This window comes from Gynuella sp., from assembly GCF_050297175.1.
In the GTDB taxonomy this organism is placed as follows: Bacteria; Pseudomonadota; Gammaproteobacteria; order Pseudomonadales; family Natronospirillaceae; genus Gynuella.
The window spans coordinates 1-22,431 of sequence record NZ_JBNKSF010000037.1; the positions used below are offsets into that span (position 1 = coordinate 1).

The 22,431-nt window shown below is 47.6% G+C and carries 14 protein-coding genes; 6 read left to right on the plus strand and 8 right to left on the minus strand.

What is annotated here, in order from left to right; translation table 11 throughout:
• Positions 1 to 843: RHS repeat domain-containing protein (locus ACQY6I_RS15730; protein ID WP_428242450.1), on the minus strand; the 843-nt coding region annotated here is incomplete at its 3' end.
• Positions 844 to 1,113: 270 nt separating this feature from the next.
• Positions 1,114 to 4,149 carry a hypothetical protein gene (locus tag ACQY6I_RS15735; protein ID WP_428242451.1) on the minus strand — a complete coding sequence of 1,012 codons (3,036 nt, stop codon included), beginning with the start codon at positions 4,147 to 4,149 and terminating at the stop codon, positions 1,114 to 1,116.
• A 355-nt stretch (positions 4,150 to 4,504) separates the two neighbouring features.
• Between ACQY6I_RS15735 and ACQY6I_RS15740 the strand changes: the two genes are divergently transcribed.
• From ACQY6I_RS15740 to ACQY6I_RS15765, 6 genes are all read left to right on the plus strand, one after another.
• Positions 4,505 to 6,142 (plus strand): diguanylate cyclase, encoded by a 1,638-nt coding sequence (locus ACQY6I_RS15740; protein ID WP_428242452.1) that lies wholly within the window; start codon positions 4,505 to 4,507, stop codon positions 6,140 to 6,142.
• Between the two features lie 103 nt (positions 6,143 to 6,245).
• Positions 6,246 to 7,475 carry an FAD-dependent monooxygenase gene (locus tag ACQY6I_RS15745; RefSeq protein ID WP_428242453.1) on the plus strand — a complete coding sequence of 410 codons (1,230 nt, stop codon included), beginning with the start codon at positions 6,246 to 6,248 and terminating at the stop codon, positions 7,473 to 7,475.
• Positions 7,472 to 8,704, plus strand: coding sequence for a UbiH/UbiF/VisC/COQ6 family ubiquinone biosynthesis hydroxylase (locus ACQY6I_RS15750; RefSeq protein ID WP_428242454.1), 1,233 nt, complete (start codon positions 7,472 to 7,474; stop codon positions 8,702 to 8,704). Before ACQY6I_RS15745 ends, ACQY6I_RS15750 begins: the two co-directional genes overlap by 4 nt.
• A 298-nt stretch (positions 8,705 to 9,002) precedes the next feature.
• Positions 9,003 to 9,644 carry a translesion DNA synthesis-associated protein ImuA gene (gene imuA, locus ACQY6I_RS15755; RefSeq protein ID WP_428242455.1) on the plus strand — a complete coding sequence of 214 codons (642 nt, stop codon included), beginning with the start codon at positions 9,003 to 9,005 and terminating at the stop codon, positions 9,642 to 9,644.
• 2 nt (positions 9,645 to 9,646) lie between these two features.
• A complete protein-coding gene (locus tag ACQY6I_RS15760) occupies positions 9,647 to 11,080 on the plus strand; it encodes a Y-family DNA polymerase (RefSeq protein WP_428242456.1) in 1,434 nt (477 codons plus the stop codon).
• Positions 11,080 to 14,211, plus strand: a complete 3,132-nt coding sequence (locus tag ACQY6I_RS15765; RefSeq protein ID WP_428242457.1) for an error-prone DNA polymerase — start codon at positions 11,080 to 11,082, stop codon at positions 14,209 to 14,211. The genes ACQY6I_RS15760 and ACQY6I_RS15765 overlap by 1 nt, the downstream gene beginning before the upstream one ends.
• A gap of 75 nt (positions 14,212 to 14,286) precedes the next feature.
• On the opposite strand, the gene ACQY6I_RS15770 is transcribed toward ACQY6I_RS15765, so the two are convergent.
• From ACQY6I_RS15770 to ACQY6I_RS15795, 6 genes are all read right to left on the minus strand, one after another.
• Positions 14,287 to 16,344: a hypothetical protein gene (locus tag ACQY6I_RS15770; RefSeq protein WP_428242458.1), complete on the minus strand. Its 2,058-nt coding sequence runs from the start codon at positions 16,342 to 16,344 to the stop codon at positions 14,287 to 14,289.
• Between the two features lie 13 nt (positions 16,345 to 16,357).
• Entirely contained in the window at positions 16,358 to 17,191 is an 834-nt protein-coding gene (locus ACQY6I_RS15775) for a carbohydrate ABC transporter permease (RefSeq protein ID WP_428242459.1), read from the minus strand.
• Position 17,192: 1 nt separating this feature from the next.
• A complete protein-coding gene (locus ACQY6I_RS15780) occupies positions 17,193 to 18,122 on the minus strand; it encodes a carbohydrate ABC transporter permease (protein WP_428242460.1) in 930 nt (309 codons plus the stop codon).
• Positions 18,123 to 18,185: 63 nt separating this feature from the next.
• The gene (locus ACQY6I_RS15785; RefSeq protein ID WP_428242461.1) at positions 18,186 to 19,505 is read right to left on the minus strand and encodes an ABC transporter substrate-binding protein; all 1,320 of its coding nucleotides are present in this window, start codon (positions 19,503 to 19,505) and stop codon (positions 18,186 to 18,188) included.
• A 17-nt stretch (positions 19,506 to 19,522) separates the two neighbouring features.
• The gene (locus ACQY6I_RS15790) at positions 19,523 to 20,497 is read right to left on the minus strand and encodes an ROK family protein (RefSeq protein WP_428242462.1); all 975 of its coding nucleotides are present in this window, start codon (positions 20,495 to 20,497) and stop codon (positions 19,523 to 19,525) included.
• Between the two features lie 9 nt (positions 20,498 to 20,506).
• Complete coding sequence (locus tag ACQY6I_RS15795; protein WP_428242463.1) at positions 20,507 to 21,649, minus strand: ROK family transcriptional regulator; 1,143 nt, start codon at positions 21,647 to 21,649, stop codon at positions 20,507 to 20,509.
• Positions 21,650 to 22,431 lie beyond the last annotated feature (782 nt).

Below are 22,431 nucleotides of genomic sequence, written 5' to 3' on the forward strand. Positions count from 1 at the left end.
ATTATCCAACCCATAATGGAACCGATTCACACCGGTAACGGCGGCATCGGGCACTCCGACCGGGTCTGGGGAGATAAACCGTCTTAATCTGGGACTGTACCACCTTGCTCCAACGTACACGAGTCCGGCATCGGCCATGCGTTGGTGGTGGTGGAATGTCAGTTCTCGGGCGTCCCCATCTCCTGTGACTCGGCCTTCGTTGCCGTAGGGGTCGTAGTCTTTACTCCAGATCACCTGGCCGCTGGCATCGGTGGCCAGAATGGGGTTCATGGCGAGGTCGCTGTGGATGTATTCAACGGTTTCTGTCTGGGTATCGCTGCCGCTGAGGTTGGCAACGGTTTGGCCGTTCAGGTAGATGTGCAGGCGGTATTGGCCGTCGGTGCTGTGTGAGGCGAGAACGTTATGCTGATCGTCACGCAGGTAGCGTTCGGTGCGGTTGTCATTCTGTCTGGCAACGAGTCCGTTGTGTCCATCGTAGTGAAATTGAGCAGTCTTTCCTGCCGGGCTTTGTGCCGATACCAGGTTGTGGCGCTGGTTCCACTGGTAGTGCCAGTCGCCCAGTTGCTCAATACGTCCCTGGGCATCGGCGGTGATGTATTGAAGGCTGGTAAGACCGCCGTTAATTTCCTGTATGGCTCTGGGAATATTGCGGTTGGAGATGTAGTAGCTGATCTGGTGGTCTGAGGCCAGTGTCACGCCGGTGATATTGGAGTTGCTGTCGAGCCCGAATGCCTGGTTGCCCCAGTAACCCGTGCTGCTGAGCAAGCGGTTATCACGATCATAGCGGTAGAGTTTATCTGCCTCACTGTGCAGTGAGTCCTGTATAGCCGTCAGGTTGCCCATGGCATCCCGTTGTGCGGTTTTACTGAACTTACCGGCCAGCTCTGTGCCCGTACTCCAGAGCCGTTCGGGGTCCAGACTGAATTGCTGAACCTGACCATTGCCATAGGTGAGCTGGGTAATAGTGCCACTGGGATGGTATTGAATATGACGAATGAAGGTGCCAACCCGGGTCGGTCGACCAAATGCATCGGGGGCATAGTCAACCGATAGCCCACCCGGATAGGTCAGACGGCTTAACTGATCGTTCTGGTCATACTCATAGGAAACGGTCTAGGTATCCGACAGCGGGTGGGTTAATACTGAACTCAACGAGGTCAGGTTGTTATTCAGATCATAGTCATAGAGTCGGCTGGCAGTACCATTGCGGACTTCAACCAGGTTGCCGCTGCCATCATAGCGATACTCTACGTCCAGGGCGGCATCGCTGTAGGTGGTGGCGATCAGCCGTTGCAGGCCATCGTAGGCATAATGCTCAGCCGGCAGGTCGTTCTGCTGCATGGATGCCAGCAGTCCGTTGCGATGGTAAGTGTAGGTCCGGGTGCCTTCTTCATAGGAAGTCTGGCGGGTCAGTTGAAAGTGGTGGTTGTATTCAAAGTCATGCAAGGCTTTGATGTATATTTGGCCTTCATCACCGGGTACCGGGGTGCCCTGAATGATTCTGGTGCGTTGCCCAAGCCGGTTAAAGGCATAGGCGGTTAACGTGCCGATGGGGCTTTGAGTGCGGACCTCATAGGTGCTCTGACTGCCATAGCGTCGGGTATGTTGCCAGACGTTGCCATTTTCGTCCTGGACCGAGGTCACCGTCCCGTTGTAACCATAGTTCCGGGTGTTGCCATCCGGATAGGTCACACGTTTCAGGCGCAGATCATACAGCCAGTCATAGGCGACGGCAGGCCCTGTCTGACAGCCGGCGCTGTTAGGGTACCAGACCTGACTGACCTGGCCGTTCAGCAGATACTCGTAGCTTTGGTACAGGGTTTCGTGTTCGCCGGTCATTTCATGACACAGCAATTGACCGTTGTCGGTATAGGTCAGGGTTTGCTGTAAAGGCCCCCGCGTCATGTGAATCACATTGCGCTGGTAGCGGACATCGACGGGGTTGCCCAGGCTAAAACCGATCCGGGAAATTCTGCCGAGATCATCGTAGGTATAGGTTTTGGCTGACCCACGGGCATCGGTCTCTGAGGTGACATAGCCTCCTGTGGCAACCGTACGATCATAGCTCTGTTCGTCATTGCCCAAGGTGGTGTGTCGTGCCACGCCATAGTGATAATCACTGTGCTGTTCGAGGATATCCCCTTCCAGCGAGACCTGTTCCAACAGCCCGTAGTGGTTGTAACGATAATGGTGGGTGATGCCGTCGACGGTCTTGTCGGTCAGCTGAAGCAGTGCGTCATAAGTGTTGGTGGTCACTGAATCGTCACCGGCAATATTGCTGCTGCCATGGGAATTGGAGGCACCAAGCAGGGTTTCAGACGTCACCAGTGAGGGGTGCCAAGCCGCTGTGGTGGGGGTCAGATAGGTATACTGGTATTCTTCGTAAGCATTGCTGCTGACAAAGGTGGTATGCAGTGGATTGCCGAACTGATCCAGGGCGTTGTGAACGATTTGTTTGGGGATGCCCTGGTGGTAGGTTTTTGAGCTATTGAGCGCCGGGAACGCCGGAGGCCCACGATAAACGATGCCTTCATGGATCAGCACGCTTTTTTGGTGGCCGATGGTTTTGAAGGTATAACCGTTGGTCTGGTAGGACGCCAGATTGCCATTATAAGCAACAGTAGCACTCAGGACGGTCATCCCAAGCATATGAAACTGGCTGCCCAGGGTACTGGTGCCATCACCGTTATCCACCACGCTGATGCTGTGTTCCAAAAACGGCTGCCCGGCCACAAAGTAATCGGTTTGGGTATAGCTGTCCGGGATGGGGGTTGCACACGCATCACGATAGGGCCCGGTTACGGTTGTGACATCATAGTGGGTGTAACCCGGTGCGTAGTCGCGTTCCAGATTCTGGGCGTACTCATAACAGGTATAGAAATCATCCCGACCGATATTGTCGTGATGCACTGACCGCACGTTCGGGATGATCTGTTGGGTGTTTTCTCCGGCGTCGTAGGTCGTTGCCTGATAAGCAAATGTTAATGAATTGCCCACCGGCAGGGTGACTGATTTCAGGTGAAAACCATCGGGGTTGTTGGCGTTGCTGATATCTCCGCTGAATGAGTGGTAGGTATAACGATAACGCTCATCTTCCGGCAGAATGACTTCGTCCAGGGTCATACCACCGTGGACGCCGCCGGACTGTGTAGCGACGTCAACGGGCGTATGGGTGTAGCGGATGGTGTTGGTGCCATTGGGCCCCGGATAGGTCAGCGAGACCAACTGTTTGTAGTCTTCACGGGTATCGTAATTAAACTGCACGTAACGATCGTCGGCGGGATCTTCAATTCTGGTCGGGTAGACGCCGTTGTAGACATCGGTTTCATAACGGATGTTCAACTGGTTACCCTGCAGGTCTTCAATGTGGGTGACAGGCAACCAGCGCAGGCTGTCGGTACTGTCGCCGCCCAGATAACCCGACGACAGGTCAAAGGTGTAGTCGATGCCGCCTGGTGTGGTGGCAATAAAATTACCCTTGTCGTCACAACGACCAATAATGCCCGAGACGGTGCGAAACACATGCTCGCCTTCACCCGTGACACCATAAAACTGTTCGACGCTGTCATCCGGCATTTCAATCAGCGGGTTATAGCGGATTTCATCGGACGGTTGATGGCATAGACCACCGTCCTGCAATCGATACGCCTGAAATTTCAGTCGACCAAAATGCAGATCCCAACCGAATCCAAGGGGTGACCAGCGCAAATCGGCGGTGACGTTGGTGCGGGAGCGGTAGTTGCGGTTGACCACGATGGGTAAGCCATTGCCGGACAATGACACATCGGTCTGTGAGATCACCAGCTGACCGTTGTGATGGCTGATGGTGTAGTCAAATGCCGAGCCGTTTAAGGTCGCGGCACCGTCAAAACCCAAACGGTCATAATACGGAATATCGAGGGTATCTATGTCGCTGATATCCGGTATGCCCGTTAACCTCTTAGGCGTCATGACTGCCTGGCGAGCCGGTATTGACTGGCTTGAATACAGCTCTGTCGTGGGTGGAGTCAGTTCATCCGATACCAATGGTTTATCGGCTTCAGGCAGTTGAATGATCTCGCCTGGAGTATGAGTGGCGTGCGCAGAAGTGGTCAGGGAAAGTGCCGACAAACACACTGTTGTGGCAAGAAAAATGTTCGTTCGTTTCATAAACTCAAGTCCATGTATCCTTGTTTATTGAACAGAAACGATCAGGCTACAACGATGGAACCAGCACACTTCTCAACATCAGACATTGATATTGCGTTTCAAATAAGAACACCCAAGATAAGGGGCGGACAAAGTTTGGACCTATAGCAATCAGATAGAAGTGACGGCTTTCACAAACCGGAGTGGACCATACGAAAAGATGAAAATGGAAGGAGTGATGCAAACAGATTTTTAACGCCGCGGACGACACAGGCAATTTTTCAGATGGTTCCTGAGGTATATTTACCGCAAAATCAAGCACCCTATGCTATAACATTTACACTACCCTGCTGAGTCACGTGGTTCATTCCTGTTCATGACCAAATATTTAGTTATCGTCGTTTTGTATCTGGCAACGTATGCCAACGCCGGATCTGTTGTCTTAACGGATAATTCGGTGAATATCCGCAACTTTGAAATCGGCTATCTCGTCAACAGCCCACACCCCTACACCATCGGTGAAGCCATGCAGGCAGAATTTACGCCGGCACCCAATCGCTTGTCACTACCCAGCAATCAATTGGATATCTGGGTCAGATTCAGTGTCAGGAATGCCACAAATACAGCAATTGCCTGTAATATTCATAATTCCATTTCCTACTTTAATCGGGTGATGGATTTTTATGAAACCCAGAATGGCGTCATCCTGGATCAGGAACACATCGATTTATTTACCTGGACGGGCGACACCGAATTATTACACGGCACAGATACGGTATTACCGGTTCATTTGAATCCAGGTGAAGAAAAAACCTATTATTTCCATTTTATTTCACCCGCTTATCAATACTTTGAATATCTGATTCTGGATGACCAACACACGCTAACGGAACTCTCCACTAAAAATATTTTTCCGGTTCTGTTGGTTGGAATGCTCATCGCACTGGCCTGCTTTAACTTTCTACTGTTTTTTTCCGCCCACTATAAAGAATACCTGTATTACTCTTTATACCTTCTGTCATCGATTATCTGGTTTGTATTCGAATACGGCATTTTATCCCATTACTTTGGGATCTATGGAATGCACGGTCATATCACCAGTTTCGGCTTGCTAAGTGCCACGATCTTTTTGAGCCTGTTTGTGAAAAAAGTTTTACAAACCGCCAAGTTTTATCCTCTACAAAACCGGGCTCTGAATTCCACCATTGTGTTGCTGATACTGAATCTGTTATGGGGATTTGTGAATTTCTTCAACGCGCTGGACATCAGTGTATATTTTTTCATCTATGCCATTGCCGTGTACTTTTGGGTTTCCGTCTCGCTGATGAGACAGGGCAACACACTGGTGAAGTATTTGCTGGCTGCCCAGCTGTTCTTTATCTTTTTCGCGCTGTTCGGCATTTTGTTTTATGAAGGCTATTTGCCTTATAACTGGTGGACCCGTTACTCCATTGCCATTGGTGTCACGGTTGAGGCCTTTATTCTCGCATATCTACTCTCACACAGAATCAAACTGCTGAAAGTGGATTTGGAAACAGATTCGCTGACAGGTGCATTTAACCGAAGAACATTGTTTGATCAGTTTATGCAGGAAAGCAAGCGTATTTCAGCGTTAGAATCACTGGTATTTGTCATTTTCGATATTGATCAGTTCAAACTCTATAACGACACCTACGGTCACCCCAAAGGCGATGACATTCTTAAAATCATTATCCGTCACCTGCAGCTGCAGTTTCCGGACAGCTCTGTATTTCGCCTCGGAGGCGAAGAATTTGCATTATTATTTACTTCAGAAAATGCCGCAGCGGCCAGACTTAAAGTCAACGATCTCCGTCTGTCCATCGAACATCTCAACCTGAAATTCCCCGGATCTCTTCATGGCGTCGTCACGGCATCATTTGGGGCCAGCGTGATTGAGTCAGGACGCATACAAAATTTTAACGAACTCTATCAGCAAACCGATGCCCGACTGTATCAGGCTAAACATAATGGCCGTAACTGCGTGGTAATGTAATCCGGGCTCCCATACCATGACCCGCAGCTTCGCATAGTAACGACAAACTCCGGCATCTTGGTTATGATTGCCCTCCTCACAGGCCCTGAACGTTGGAGTATTTTTGTCTGCACACACCCCCCAATTCGACCTCGTTATCATCGGTGGCGGCCTGGTCGGACATGCATTACTGGCAGCGCTGACGCCGCTGTATTCACAAGGTGCCAGAATCGCTCTGCTGGAATCTACACCTGAGCCGGATCAACAACAGGTTGTGGGATATTCCCCGGCGTTTGATGATCGTTCCACAGCCATCTCCGCTGGCAGTATCCAGATGTTGCAGAAGTGGGGCTTATGGACGGGATTACGGGATTACGCTGAAGCCATCCGACACATTCAGATCAGTGAGAAAGGTGGGCCAGCCACCGCAGAACTGCACGCAGAAGATCATCAACCGGCGCTGGGTTATGTCATTCCCAACCGGGCGCTGGGGACTGCGTTGTTGAGCCAGAGCCGCAAACTGCCAGTCACGTTAAAGTTTTCCACCACGGTTGAGCAATTACAGTTCCTGCCGGAATACGTCGTGCTGAAAACACAGCAACAGGAAAAGATGACCGCACGACTGGTCATCATTGCAGAAGGTGGTCGTTCTGAGTTGAAAAGCAGACTGGGCATTCAGGAACAACGGCTGCACTTTCACCAGCATGCCATCATAGCCAACGTGGCCCATCAACAGGCACATCAAAACTGGGCCTATGAGCGCTTCAGCGAATCCGGTCCACTGGCAATGCTGCCCCTGACCATGCAACACAACCGATCCGTCAGTGCGCTGGTCTGGAGTGTGGATGAACAGCAGGTGGATGAGCTGATGGCGTTACCGGCATCCATGTTTCTGGCTCGTCTGCAGCAACAATTTGGCAGCAGGCTGGGCATACTCAACGATATTTCGGATCGCTTCAACTACCCGTTAGTGCGTACTTACACACCGGAACAAGTCCGTAGTCGGCTGGTACTATTGGGCAACAGCGCTGTATCCCTGCACCCGGTTGCCGGCCAGGGACTAAACCTGGCCCTGAGAGCTGTATCAAGCCTGGCGCAGACCCTGATCCAGCAACAACCGGCTCAACTCGGACAGCTGACGCCACTGTTGCACTATCAACAGCGGATTCAACAGGACCAATTATGGGTCATGGAGTTCTGCGATAAACTGGTTCAGGGCTTTTCACTGCCGGGGCTCAAACCTGTCAGAGCACTGGGGTTGGGCGTGCTCGACCGTCATACGGTCGCTAAAGAACTGTTCAGCCGTTATGCCATGGGGCTGGCAGGTTCCCAATTACATGAGAATAGATTATGAATAATTCGATCGATTTTGAGGTCATTGTCGTCGGCGGTGGCATGGTGGGAGCCAGTCTGGCTTTGGGGGCGGCCAGAGCCGGTCTGTCTGTGGCGATTATCGAAGCTCATTCCCTGAGCCCGATGTCCATGTCTGGCGCTTCCGGGTTTGAGCCAAGGGTCAGTGCCATCAATCATGCGGCCAGAAACTGGCTGAAATATCTTGAGGTCTGGGACGACATCAATCAAGACAGAATATGCAATTATCACCGCATGGAAGTCTGGGAAGCAGATGGCACCGGAGAGGTCTCGTTTGCAGCTCAGTCAATGAACATCGCGGATCTTGGCTGCATTATTGAAAACCAGCAGATCCAGCAGGCACTGGTTAAAGGCATTAGTACCACCTCTGGTATTCGGACCTTCGAAGCACTCTCCGTAACGGCCCTGCATCAACAGGACGACCATATGGGCGTATCGCTCAGCGACGGTTCTTATCTGACCGCCAGACTGGTGGTGGGTGCCGATGGCCACGAATCCAAAATCCGTGAATTGGCCAGCTTTAAAACCAGCGGCTGGGACTATCATCATCAGGCTCTGGTCACTTCGGTCAAAACCGAAAAACCACACCAGTACACAGCCCGTCAGATATTTACTGCAGTCGGCCCACTGGCATTTTTGCCACTGAGTCATGAAGGCATGGATGAACACTGGTGCTCAATTGTCTGGTCAATCAACAGCCATGAAGCCGAGGATATCTTTAATCTGTCGGAAGATGCATTTAAACAACGACTTGCCCGTAGTTTCGAGTCCCGGCTCGGTACAATACAGGAAGTTGATCAGCGCTATCTGATCCCGCTACAACAGCGCTTTGCCCGTTCCTATGTTCAGCCCGGCGTGGCTCTGATCGGCGATGCCGCCCATCGTATTCACCCTCTCGCCGGTCAGGGGGTGAACCTGGGTTTCCTGGATGCAGCAACACTCACTGAAACTCTGACCAAAACCGTCCGCTTAAAACAGTCACCGGGATCACTGTTCTATCTGCGGCAATATCAACGCCAGCGTCAGGCACATAACCTGGCCATGATGGCCGCCATGGAAGGTTTTAAACGTTTATACGAAGCCGATGCTCTGCCGGTTCGCTGGCTTAGAAATCAGGGTATGAAATGCTTTGAGCAATTGCCCTGGTTAAAACATGAATGTGCCAAAGCAGCAGTTGGCCTGATCGGACCGTTACCGGCTGCAATGAGCTAGGGCTTACCAACCTGCCGGAGTCCCGGCAGTGATACCTTGTCAGACAATAACCGCAATTACCCTAAAACAGTGCCCCCCCTCGCAGAGCAGCTTGGAATGGAAACCAGGCTGCGGGTATTCGTGATCCAGCATTATCATTTTCCACGGATGGCAGATCCCGCTTTTCGCATGCGCCTACCTGCTCAACTGGCTTCGTTTATCTCGCTAACCATCACTTTTTACAAAATACACAAATCCAGTCTTGAGAGCCGGTCAATTTTTTTATACTGTATATAAATACAGTATTTGAGATAAACATATGGATCTTCTGCAAACACTGACCGACAGTGGCCAGATATGGTCTGGTAACAACTGGTTGCGCCACAGCACCCGAGCCTGCTCAACAGGTTATTCAGCGCTTGATGCTGAACTGCCAGGTGGAGGCTGGCCACTGGGAGCGGTCACTGAAATTCTGTGTTCTCATCCAGGCCAGGGCGAATTGCGGCTCATCCTGCCGTGTCTGGCAAAACTGGGACAACAGGATGACCGCTGGCAATTCTGGCTCAACCCACCCTACCAACCCCATGGCTTGGGCTTATTACACTGGGGCCTGCAACCGGAGCGTCAATTGATCGTCCGCTGTGAACGCAGTGATGATCTGCTATGGAGCATTGAACAGGCTCTGCTTTCCGGTGGCAGTAATGCGGTTATCGCCTGGGCGGATGCCCTGAACAAAGCCCAGTTAAGACGGATCCAGCTGGCCGCCGAAAAAAATCTGCTCCCCGTTTTTCTGCTCAGACCGTTACGCTATCAGGATGCCCCCTCAACGGCAGCGTTACGCCTCAGCCTGTACAACCAGGGCAGAAATCAGTTGTGTCTGCACATTTTGAAAAGCCGGGGAGCCTGGGCCCGGGAACAACAGATTCTTCCAGTACCGTTGTTTCATGATGCAGAGTGTTGACAGTGTCTTCCCTCTGGCTATTCATCCATTTTCCCAGATTGGCACTGGAGTCTTACTTCCTCAGCAGTGACGGCAGCAAACCACAATTGCTTCTGAACCCTGGCTCCAGAGAAGTATTCCAGTGCAACAGTCTGGCCGAACGACTCGGCATAAAAAACGGGATGAGCACCAGCACGGCTTACTTTCTGCTAGAAGATGCAGAAATCGGCATTTATGACACCCACATTGAATACGAAAACCTGCAGCGGCTGGCTTTGATCGGTTACCGCTATTCCGCCCATGTCAGTCTGGCATCGCCCGATGGCCTGTTGCTGGAAGTTGGTACTATGTTGAAACTATTCAACGGTCTGGATAATTACTGGCAGCAGTTGCAACAGAGTTTTCAACGAGCAGGTTTCACAGCCGTTTATGCTGTGGCACACACAGCCAGGGCAGCCGAAACTCTGGCACGCAATCAAATTTCCTGCTGCAGCACCTGTGCCGATGAAGTCATAGACAAGCTCGATACCTTAACAGTCTTCCAGTTGGATATTGAAACCCGATTGGCACAAAGACTCACATCCATGGGCATACATCATTATCAACAATTACGTCGACTGCCACGCTCTGAACTCGGATATCGGTTTGGTAAAACACTAGTGCATTATCTGAATGCATTGGAAAAAGATCAGACTCTACAACAGAGCTTTATAATTCCAGCACACTTTCGTCACCAAATTGATCTGTTGTATGAGGCAGCATCTGCCAGCCATCTACGATTCCCTCTTAAGCGCCTGCTACAGTATCTGGAACAATATCTGTCCGCCCGGCAACTAACAGCCGAACAGCTGTTTATTAAACTGATTCACCGTCAAAGGTCTCCCACCATTCTGCGAATTCAGGCGATCAATGGCGCCTGGAAATATCGTGACTGGCAAAATCTCATCGGTATTCAATTGGAACGCACGCGGTTATCTGAGCCGGTCATTGCACTGCAATTACGGGCACATCATTTTCGGCCACAAAAGCAAACAGCAGGGGATTTGTTGAAACAACATTTCCCCGAACAGGATAAAGACCAGTTACTTTCCATTCTGATTTCACGACTGGGTCATGAACAGGTTAATACCATACGACTCACCCCGGATCCCCGTCCTCAATATGCCAGCCAACTTGTTTCAGCAAGTATGTCAGCTCAATTCAAAAAGCCGGAAAAATACCAGCAAAAACTTCATTATCCCGTCTTATTACTGAATCAACCCAAGCCTGTGAACCCTCAAAATTATCGTTTGCTGTCAAAACCGGAGCGTATTGTGACCGGGCGTTGGCTGAACGGCCATCATTACCGCAAGGATTTTTTCCGCGCAGAAATCATGGCGACCGATCATGTTCATCAGATACATTGGTTATCGCGTCGTGATGATGGCAACTGGTTTTTGGAGGGAGTGTTTGCCTAATGGATTACGCCGAACTCCATTGCCTGAGTAACTATAGTTTTTTGCGCAGCGCCTCCCACCCAGAAGAACTCGTCAGCCGGGCCTATGAACTGGGTTATCGTGCACTGGCACTGACCGATGAATGTTCGGTAGCAGGTGTCGTAAAAGCCTGGAAAACCATCAAATCCGGAGAATACAAAAATTTTCAGCTGATTATTGGTTCTGAATTTACCGTACAGAATCAGAAAATTATTCTACTCTCTCCCACTCATCGGGCTTACAGTCAACTTTGTCATCTGATTACCCGGGCCAGACGCAGGGCGGACAAAGGCAATTATCACCTTTACTGGCAGGATCTTGGCAAACAACTCGATGAATGTTTGTGCCTGTGGCCACCAGCGCAGAATAAACAGGATCAAGCTATGATAGAGGATCTAAAAGCTTTTTTCCCCGAGCGACTCTGGCTACTGGCAGAAAATCTTCTCACCAATCAGAGTTTCGAATATGCGGGTTACTGCCAGCAACTGGCCGATGACAATCAACTGCCTTGTGTCTGTGCCAATCATGTATTGATGCACACCCCAGAGCGCAAAGAACTTCACGATGCTCTGACAGCTATTTACCATAATTGCGCCATGATGGAGGCTTTGCCGCACCTGTTACCAAACGCTGAAAATCATCTTCGTTCAATACGGAAAATTGCATCTATATATCCTTCCACACAAATCGACGAAACAATCAATATCGCCAGACGCTGCCATTTCTCCCTCGACAGTCTCTGCTATCGTTATCCACGAGATGTCGTACCCGGCAATTACAGCGCAGAGCAGTATCTGAAAATACTGGTGGAACAAGGCAAAAAACGCCGCTTTCCCCAGGGTTCAGAACCTAAAATCGACGCCACTATCAGTAAAGAATTAAGACTCATTCATCAGAAAGAATACGAACATTATTTTCTGACCGTCTACGATATCGTTCGCTTTGCCCGTTCTCAGAATATCTTATGTCAGGGACGCGGCTCTGCTGCCAACTCAGTGGTCTGCTACTGCCTTGGTATTACCGAAGTTGATCCGCGCCAGGCTACACTGCTGTTTGAACGATTTATCTCCGATAACCGGGATAAACATGACCCACCGGATATCGATGTTGACTTCGAACATGAACGCCGTGAGGAAGTTATCCAATATATTTATCGTCGCTATGGCCGCAAACGGGCAGCCCTGGCCGCCACTGTAATTACCTACCGACGCAAAAGCGCATTGCGGGATATCGGCAAAGCAATGGGCATAAACATTGATCAGCTCAATCAGAAAATTGCCAATTATGGTTGGCGCTATCGCAAACAAAACTGGATAGATGAAATCATCAATGATGGTTTTGGTCTATCACAAGCTCACATTGATTTATTTAAGTCACTGTTGAGGCAGATCCTTGGTTTTCCCAGACATTTGTCCCAGCACGTAGGTGGACTGGTACTGACTGAAGGAGTCGTGGCCGACCTGGTCCCTATCGAAAACGCCACCATGAAAGATCGTACGGTGATTCAATGGGATAAAGACGATCTCGAAGCGTTGGGCCTGATGAAAATAGACATACTGGCTCTCGGTATGCTGACCGCTATCCGCAAAGCCCTCGACATCATTAATAACGTACATAATACCTCCCTGAGCCTGCAAAAAATCCCACGGGAGGAGTCTGATGTTTATCAAATGATTCAACAGGCCGATACCATCGGTGTATTTCAGATTGAGTCGCGCGCGCAGATGAATATGTTGCCAAGACTGCGACCAGCCTGTTATTACGACCTGGTCGTACAGGTCGCCATTGTTCGGCCAGGCCCCATACACGGTGACATGGTGCACCCCTATTTGCGTCGTCGTACCGGACTTGAGCCCGTGGAATATCCCAAAAAAGAGCTGATTCCCATTCTGGACCGGACATTGGGAGTGCCTATTTTCCAGGAACAGGTCATTGCCCTGGCTATGGTCGCAGCAAACTTCACCGCCAGTGAAGCAGATGAATTACGTCGCTCCATGGCCAGCTGGAAAAAAACCGGTCATATCAGTCAGCTTCGTGATCGACTGACCACCAACATGCTGGCCAATGGTTACCCCCTGGACTTTGTTGAACGTATCAACCGTCAGATAGAAGGATTTGGTGAATACGGTTTCCCAGAATCCCATGCTGCCGGTTTTGCGTTACTGGCTTATATTTCCTCATGGCTAAAACTGAAATATCCGGCTGAGTTCTGCTGTGCATTACTCAACAGCCTGCCCATGGGATTTTATTCCGCCTCGCAGCTGATACAGGATGTCCGTCGTCATGGTGTGACCGTTCTGCCCGTTGAGATCAACAACAGCCAATGGGATAACAGCATCGAAGTTGTGAGTGGTCGTGCTGCTCTCAGGCTTGGGTTCTGTCGGGTCAAAGGATTATCCAAAACCACGATGCAGAGCATTGTCCATTCAAAACCTGAACAGGGTTACCGTTCTCTCAAACAACTGGAACATATACCTGGAATCAAAACCACTGACCTGGATGCACTTGCATCAGCTAATGCGCTGAGCGCATTAACCGGTCATCGTTTCCAGGCCCGCTGGGAAACATCTGCTCTCAAACTTCAATATCAGTTACTCAACGATAGCTTCGAAGACACCCAGGTAACATTGTCAGCTCCGGATGATCTTCAAAATCTTCACGAAGATTACCTCAGTACCGGCCTGACACTGAATAAACATCTGCTAACGCTGCTGCGGGAGAAAAACCTGATCCCCAAAACCCCGACCGCCAGCGAACTGCTGGGCATCGCCAGACAGGCTGAGCAAACACAGCAAAATCAGCCATTTTATAACGGTAAAATCAGGGTACCAATTCTGGTCACCGGCCTGATTGTCAACCGACAGATGCCTAAAACCAACAATGGTGTCACATTTGTCACGTTGGAAGATGATACTGGCAATATCAACGTTATTGTCTGGTTACAGCTGGCTCAAAAATATCTGAAAACCCTGACCACTGAACAGCTGGTTGCTGTACAGGGATTTCTCGAAAAAGCCAATGACAATGATGTCGTTCACGTAATTGCCCAACAGATCATGGGTTACAGCGAACTTCAGGGAAGGTTGAATGTTCGTTCACGGGATTATCATTAATCCGCGATTTTAAAGTATCGGCAAGCCGTGTGTAAAAAAGGGCTGGGTTGCTTAGACCACAGCCCTGTCAATGAGTCAGGCAACAATTTCCAAAGAGACCTTTCCGGACTGACAACGATACCGATAACGTTGACCACGGTAGTAAATACCTTGAACTTCACAGTCTCCCCAGGGAGCTGGCTTGGGTTGCCACTCCTGGTTCAGAGATGGATACAGACCTAGACCACCAAACAGCATTGCCGCCGCCGGCATACCACTCCATCCCTGCAAAAAAGATCCCCGACCATACACTGGATCATAGTATTCCACCGGGGTCAGCCATTGTTGTTCAAGAGAGTAACTGAACCAACGGGTCAGAGGATAACGCCAATCGTCTCGTTGATGTCTCATTTTTGCCCATGCAAGCATGCCACTAAGATACGGCCAGTCACTTCCATTATGATAACGGAACGGATAAGAAGACTTCTCAACCAGGTTCGGTACATGCTCGTAAAGAGGAAAACACGTCATCACACCCCAATCCCCAAACGGTTGCTCAAGGTTATGGCATGTTTCCAGCCTGGCGGAGACTCTATCCAACACAGCCCGCTGGCTGGCTTCTGAACCAATATCAAAAACAGCTGCCAACGCCTGTTCAATTGACACATTACTTTCACTCACTGGAGAACAGGCGGCATCAGAATTAATGTAATTACGATATCCGCTTTCATCATCCCACAACAATTTCCGAAGGCTTTCCGGAGCATTGGCAATATCATCGCTCAGATCGGCTGCCAGTTCGTGCTGATCGACAAACAGAAATATTTCACGCAAGCATTCAATAGCCCGACAATATAACAGACTGTCGTACACCACATATCCCTGACGCACCACATTATCACACCAGTCACGACGATTTTCAGGCTTGATCATGACACCAGTCGTTGCATCAACACAGCTTTGCAGTTTATGGAAACAGAGCTTTAAGGCATCAAAAATGGTACGTCCGTTAACTTGTTGTTGTAACAAATCTTTATCATGAGTCCAGGCCAGATAATCGTGCACCATCATGATAAAAAAAGAAGGCGAATCATAATGATCCGGCCAAAACTGGGTAAATTCATTGGATAATTGATTATAAATGACTGCGCTTGGACATGAACCGTCTTCACCAACACCATATGCCAGAGTCAATATTTCTTTTTTAACCAGATCAGGACGGTAGGGCAGAACCGGGAGCACCGTCCAGTAACCATCACGAAAATATGTTCTGGATGGACTCTGATAGTTCACACCGGCATAAAAGGCGGCGAACTTATCACCGGATTCCTTATAAGACGAACAACCCACGTTTAGGCATGCAGAAAACAGAGCGTTTAACTCCATATCCTGACAGGAAAAAGATTTCTTCAACCAATGACAATAGTTTTCGGCATTATCAATGAGCTGCGGATAAATATCTTCAAACTGATCAGAACGAATACAATCGCTTCCTCCTGACACCATAATGAACATGGTAACAGAATCACCAGGAGCCACCCGATCTTCCATATCCAGGTTGTACTTCAGATTGTTATCCTCAGTTTTTTCGACATTAAGCGTATGGCTCGCAAACAATGCAAACCGATATTCATCTCCAAGATCAATTTCCAATTGCCGGTTACCCCCTTTCCAGGCAACCTGCAGTGGGCTCTCCTCATATCTGCCATTTTGGCTGACCACGGAAGCAACGTATCCCTGCCGGTCCACCTGCACCCCGTGACGCAAAAAAATATCAGCATTATCATTACCATGGTTGGTAAATATAAACTGCAAGAGAATGCAATTGTGGGATTCATCCACATAGGACTCAGACCGAACCGTTACCTGATCCAGTACTTCACGACTACCAAAGTCAATACTCTGAATCCGTCCAAACGAACGAACCTGTTTACGGTGCAATGCAGGTAAACGTTTTCGGTTCACAGCCCAACTGGTAAACCAGTGGTCAGTTACCAGGACAGGCCATTCTCCAGCCACTGAATATTTGGAAATACCACCATTACCATTGAACTGCGCCAATAGCCGGCAATTAGACACATCAAATTCAAGGGGCTTGTACCATAAGGCATCTGTGACCAGGCTATGGTTATCCACCGTGGTGCTAGTTTTCATACAGCTTTCCATTTTACTTCGAAGCCCCCTGTGAAAGTCCACTGACAAAATGCCGCTGGAACATTAAGAACAAAATGATGATCGGGATAATGGCTATCAAAGTGTAGGCCCCCATTGGTCCGAGTTCACCCATCCGTTGCCCCAGAGCATTACGCAATCCAACAGGAACAGTACGCACCTGATCGGATGAAGTTAAGGTCAATGCAATCATATATTCATTCCAGGTACGCACGAAAACCATTATCGCGGCGGCAGCCAGTCCAGGACGTACCAGTGGCAACATGATAAAAAAGAAGGATCTTAAACGGGAACAGCCATCAAGCATCGCGGCTTCTTCTATATCCTTCGAAATCCCGGCAAAAAAGTCTTTCATTACGAACAGCACCATTGGAATACCCATCGCCGTATAGGCCAGGATTATCGCCCACAAAGTATTCAAGAGATGCAACTGAAACATCATCACATACAGCGGAATGACCGTTAACAAAGCAGGGATCATTTTGACGGAAAAAAGGGATATATAAATCGTATCTTTAAAAGGAAACTTCATGCGTCCCAAAGCATATCCCGCCAAAGACCCAAGCAACAATGACAAAAACAGGGACACCATAGTAACAACCAGACTGTTGAATAAATAAGTTAACATCGGTGAATTCATAAATGCACTGACATAGTTACTCAATGTTGGTGCATTTGGCAGGAACGTCGGTGGAAAGGCATTCCATTCAGCACTGGGTTTGAAGGACAATGCAGCAATCCAAAGCAATGGTGCTATGGAGATCAGTGCCCAAATAACCACAGGCAAGTAGAGCAGACTTTTGAATAATTTCTTAGTCGGGGACTTCATATCATGCCTCCTTATTCTTGAGCATTCTCAGATAAATAATGCTCATGAGAAGATTGATCAGAAACATCAACACAGCCAATGCAGAGCCTTTTTCAAACTCACCATATTTAAAGGCCATGTTATACATCTGAATACCAAGCAAGCTGGTTGAATCGAGAGGTCCGCCTGACGTCAACGCGTAAACCAGATCGAACTCATTGAATGTACTTGTGGTAATCCATATCAACGTAACCATGGTTGTCGGTTTTAACAGTGGCAGCGTTATATACCAGAATTGACGTACCTTACTCGCACCATCCATTAATGACGCTTCGTAAATATCTTTATCAATAGACTGAATACCAGCCAAAAGCATCACCATGCAAAATGGCATACCAAACCAGATATTAGCAACGATGACCATTGTCATGGCTGTGTCGACGCCCAGCCAGGCAACTGGTTCAGACACGATTCCGGCTGACATCAGCATATAATTCAGTATACCAGCACGATCGGGGATATATAGAAACTGAAAAATAACCGCAATAACAACTGGCGAAAGTATCCACGGAATGATGATGATTGCCCGGAGAATGTTATTAACTTTAAGCTGACGCTGAAGACTCAAAGCCATAATCATTCCAAGCGAAAACTGAAACACAACACACCAGAAAGTGAATACCAGCGTTTTCCAGAAAGGAGACCAGAATGTACTGCTGGTGAGCACATCCACATAGTTGGAAAGTCCGACAAATTCGCGATTGAAAACGAGAAACTTACTTTCGAAAAAACTTAGATATACAGCATAAAAAGCGGGGTAAAAGGCAAATATCGCAACAAAAATTACCACCGGAGCCAGAAAAAAAATCGCTAATACCCAGTCCTTGGAAAGGCTTCCCGATTTATGTCCGGGTAGTTTTATTCCTGACCGAATACTCAACTGAGTCATCATAACACTCGCCTCCAGAGTTGCTCCAGAAAACATCTTTCTGGAGCAATAGTACAATTATTATCATTATTTCCAGGATGCTTTAACTTTATCCTGAGCTTCTTTAAGAGCATCTTCTGACTTTTGTTTACCACTCAACACTTTCTGTATCGCATCTCTGTATGATTGTGATAACAATTCATAATTATTGGTTTTAGGACGCGATCTGGCGTTAGGTATAGTATCTACAAAACTGCTAAAAATCGGATCAGAAGTAAAGACAGGATCTTTATAAGCAGACAGTCTCATCGGCATATTGCCGGTGCCATCTTTAAAAATATTAATTTCATGTTGTGCTGAGGTCACTTTCTCAATCCAATTCCAGCCGGCCTGTTTTGCATCAGAATCTTTAAAAATAACCCAGGTTCCATATCCAACAGCAGTTGCGGCTTTGGCTGGATCGACGCCATCAGGAACTGGAATAGGTGCTGATCCCAACTTATCTTTCAGGTTTGCCTGGGCCAGGAAATTAGCATCACTACGCCATTCCCAGGAACCAACAATCGCCATAGCCGTTTGACCGCCGATAATACTTGCAGCGACTTCTCTCTTGGTTTTCAAATAACTGTCTGGAGGAGCAACCTTATACTGACTAACCAGATCAGACAGAAATTGTACGGTTTTCAAAACAGGTTCACTGTTCAAAGCAGGCTGCCCTTGGGCATCTATAAAATCACCACCCAAATCCCAGATATATGGAAGTGAACGCATGGAAGTATGCTCTGAATTACCACCATTCAGTGCAAAACCATATTCAATACCTTCTGCTGCCCCAACTTTCTGAATCTTTTTCGCCACTTCAACGAGTTCTGACCAGGTTTTTGGAGGATTGGAATAACCTGCTTTAGCCAGCAAATCTTTGCGATACAACAAAGTACGAACATCGCCATCACCTGGCACACCAAAAGTATGTCCATCAAAAGTCACAGAATCCCATACAGCTTTAGGGAAATCCGTCTTGCCACTCCAGTCAGTCATGAAAGGTGTTAAGTCTGCAAGAATGCCGACATCCTTAAATTCTGAAAGCCACTGACCATCCAGATAAGCAACATCCGGCAAGTTGTTTGCAGACACCGCTGCAAGCAATTTAGTCCGCATGTTATCGTTATTGATTTGTTCGATTTTCAACTCTACATCTGGATTGTCTTTTTTATATTGATCCAGGACGATTTCCATCGGGCCCGCCAGTTCTTTTTTATAGGGATCTGTCCAGTCCCAAACAACCAGTTCCTTTTTGGCCCCCTTCGGACTATCTTTTTGTTTTTCAGAATTCTCTCCTGAAGAACAACCATAAAGAAAAACCATCGTCGCCAAGCATGTGGCGGCATATACAAGTGTCTTTTTCATTCCAACTTACTCCCGGTTTAACACCATGAAATGTCAATACCCGACTTCTGCATAGCATAATGCGCTGCCCCAAGGGCACCCGCTTTATTACCAAGCATCGCCAACTTCAAAGTTGTCGAAATCGGAGTCATTTTATTTACCTCGGATTGGACTTTTTCAATGAACACTTCACCTGACTCTGCTACACCTCCTCCAATAACGACTAATTCTGGATTTAATAATGAAGCAATATTGCTCACAGCGATGCTAAGATGCTGTAACGGTTTTTCCAATATCGCCAACGCGGCAGGATCACCGTCACCTGCCGCTTTAAGAACATGTTCTGTTTTGATTTCAAGATAGTTCTCCACAAGCAGAGAAATAGACGACTGTTTAAAGTCTTGTTGTTCAAAAAACTTGATTGCCTGATGGCGAATTGCTGTTCCGGATGATATGTTTTCAAAAAAACCAAAATCTTCGGTCTCGGTTTTTGAATCAACATAATCGCCAGTTATAAAGTACCCCACTTCCCCAGCCTTTCCGGAAAAGCCGTTATATAACTGGTCATTGATAACCATTGCCGCGCCAATTCCAGTACCGATGGTTATCATTACGAAGTTATTAATCCCAGCGGCAGCACCTTTCCATTGCTCACCAATCGCTGCAAAATTAACATCATTGTTCAGGTGTATCGGCATTTTAAACACACCTTTCAACGCTGCTTTTAAGTCTATATTCAACCAATTGAACGCAGGTGAGTTTGATAAAGTGTGAGTGGCAGGATCTACCGTCCCAGGTAACCCAATACCCACTGCCACGATATCACTCAGTTGAATAGAAACATCTGAATCAAATAGACACGTTACGATATCGCCAAAAAAATCCTGCGGCGTTTTATTTGGATAACTCGTTAACTTTTTTTCTAAAACAACAGAACCTTGAGAAGATACAAGACAGACTTGCGTTTTTGTTCCACCAACATCAACACCAAGGAATAAAGAATCAACACTCATAATTTTTCCTTACGATTCCTGTACCAAAAGATTGTTCTTTATGAAGTCGAAGCTTCGCTTAACAGCCAACCCAACTGCCCCGATAACGACAGAATTCTCGCCAATCTCTGTTCCAGATAATTTCGGTATAATTGGTAAAAATTTGGTTAGGAAAGGGCGAACGAACGGAATAAGAACATCACTATGACGGCCAATTGATCCACCAAGAACGATGATCTTAGGATCATACATGACACATAAATTTTGAATGGCGATAGCAAGAAAATGACTATAATCCTGAATAACCTTAACAGCCTCAGGATCTTCTACAGCTGCCAGTGCAAATAGTTCATCGACAAATTTCTGATGACCATAACAGGACAACTTATCAGAAAGCTCTCGATACTTTGCCGTTTCATTTTTAATATATTGGGCGGAGAGACATTGTTCCAGCTTGACTCCAGAAGACGACAACAGCTCGCCAATTTCTCCAGCAGCACCATTACTTCCCCGATATAAAACACCGTCTAGCATTAAGCCGGAACCAACACCTGCTCCTAAAGACATGTAACTAAAAATAGATGCCTTGCGAGCGACACCGTATCGATATTCGGCCAACGCCGATAGATTGACATCGTTTTCCAAAATAACATTGGCAGGAAACAAACGCTTCAGATACGGCTGTGACAGAAATGGCTTAAAACCTTCAAGTTCATCCACCATGAAAGACGTAGTACCTGTTTCTGGTGTTACCACTGCTGGAACACCGAAACTCACATAGTGAATAACGCTCCAGTCCAAATGATATTGCTGCAGCACCGCCGTGACGTGATCGGCTAACCTTGCCATGTATGATGCTGGAGCAGACTCATTCATAGCAAGCGTACTCAACGCAACAATATCGCCATTTAGATTCGCCAAAGCCACACGACTTTTCTTAACACTGAAATCAATGCCTATCACGAACAAAGCATTTTGATTCAATTGCAACAGCGTGGCTTTTCTCCCTTGTGTATTTTCTCCAGGTCCGATTTCCCGGATCAGATTCAACTCCAACAAGCGAGAGACCACTGATGAAACTGTTGGCTTACTCAGCCCAATTTCCCTGCTGATATCAGCTCTCGATATCTTTCCATGACGAAGAATCAAGTCTATAGCCAGACTCTCGTTCATGTTCCTGATATGTTTCTGGTTCCCAACCACGTGCTTCATAATCAGCCCACTAACCGGATTAGAGTTGCTTAACCGTGACAATATGACCTTCAGCACTAAAAATGCGCTGGTATTACATAACATAGCAGCAATTTTTATTAATTAGTAATATTAATTAACTAATTAAAAACAAGTGTAGCAAGCTTAAAGTTATAAAAGCTTGGTAAAACCTGTAGATAGTCATATTACGAAGAGCTCAAACGAGCACGAGAGATATGAATCAGAACAGCATTGTGATTGGTTTATTTTATAAACCCATTTCTACGTCATAGAGAAAGATCATTTGCTACATCGAAAGGAAACACATGTGATTGGTAATTTTGAATATGTGACATTGAAAAACAGAAAGAACATAAGGAACATAAGGAACGATCCGGGAATGGGATAATTGCAGCACAAGCCAGCAGCAACGGAAAATGGAGGGATCAAAACCATTACGGCATAGATCAGAGCAAACGTGGAATACCTTTTTCTATATCAAACGGATATTTGGTTATAGAAAAGTTCGTTATTGTAGTTTGGCAATGAACACGAATCGGCTTTATCTGAAGTAAATTGAATCACTCGACTCATAAATAAATAGGGTCATCGCCAATAGCCTAATGGTTCACATGCATTCTCTACCAAATCAGATTCACAAGATTCCCCAGCGGGGAGTGTAGCATACGGTTTAGCGGTTATGTGTGCTGAGGAGCGCTGAGTGACAGACATAAAAAAACCCCGATCTGATCCCAGACCGGGGT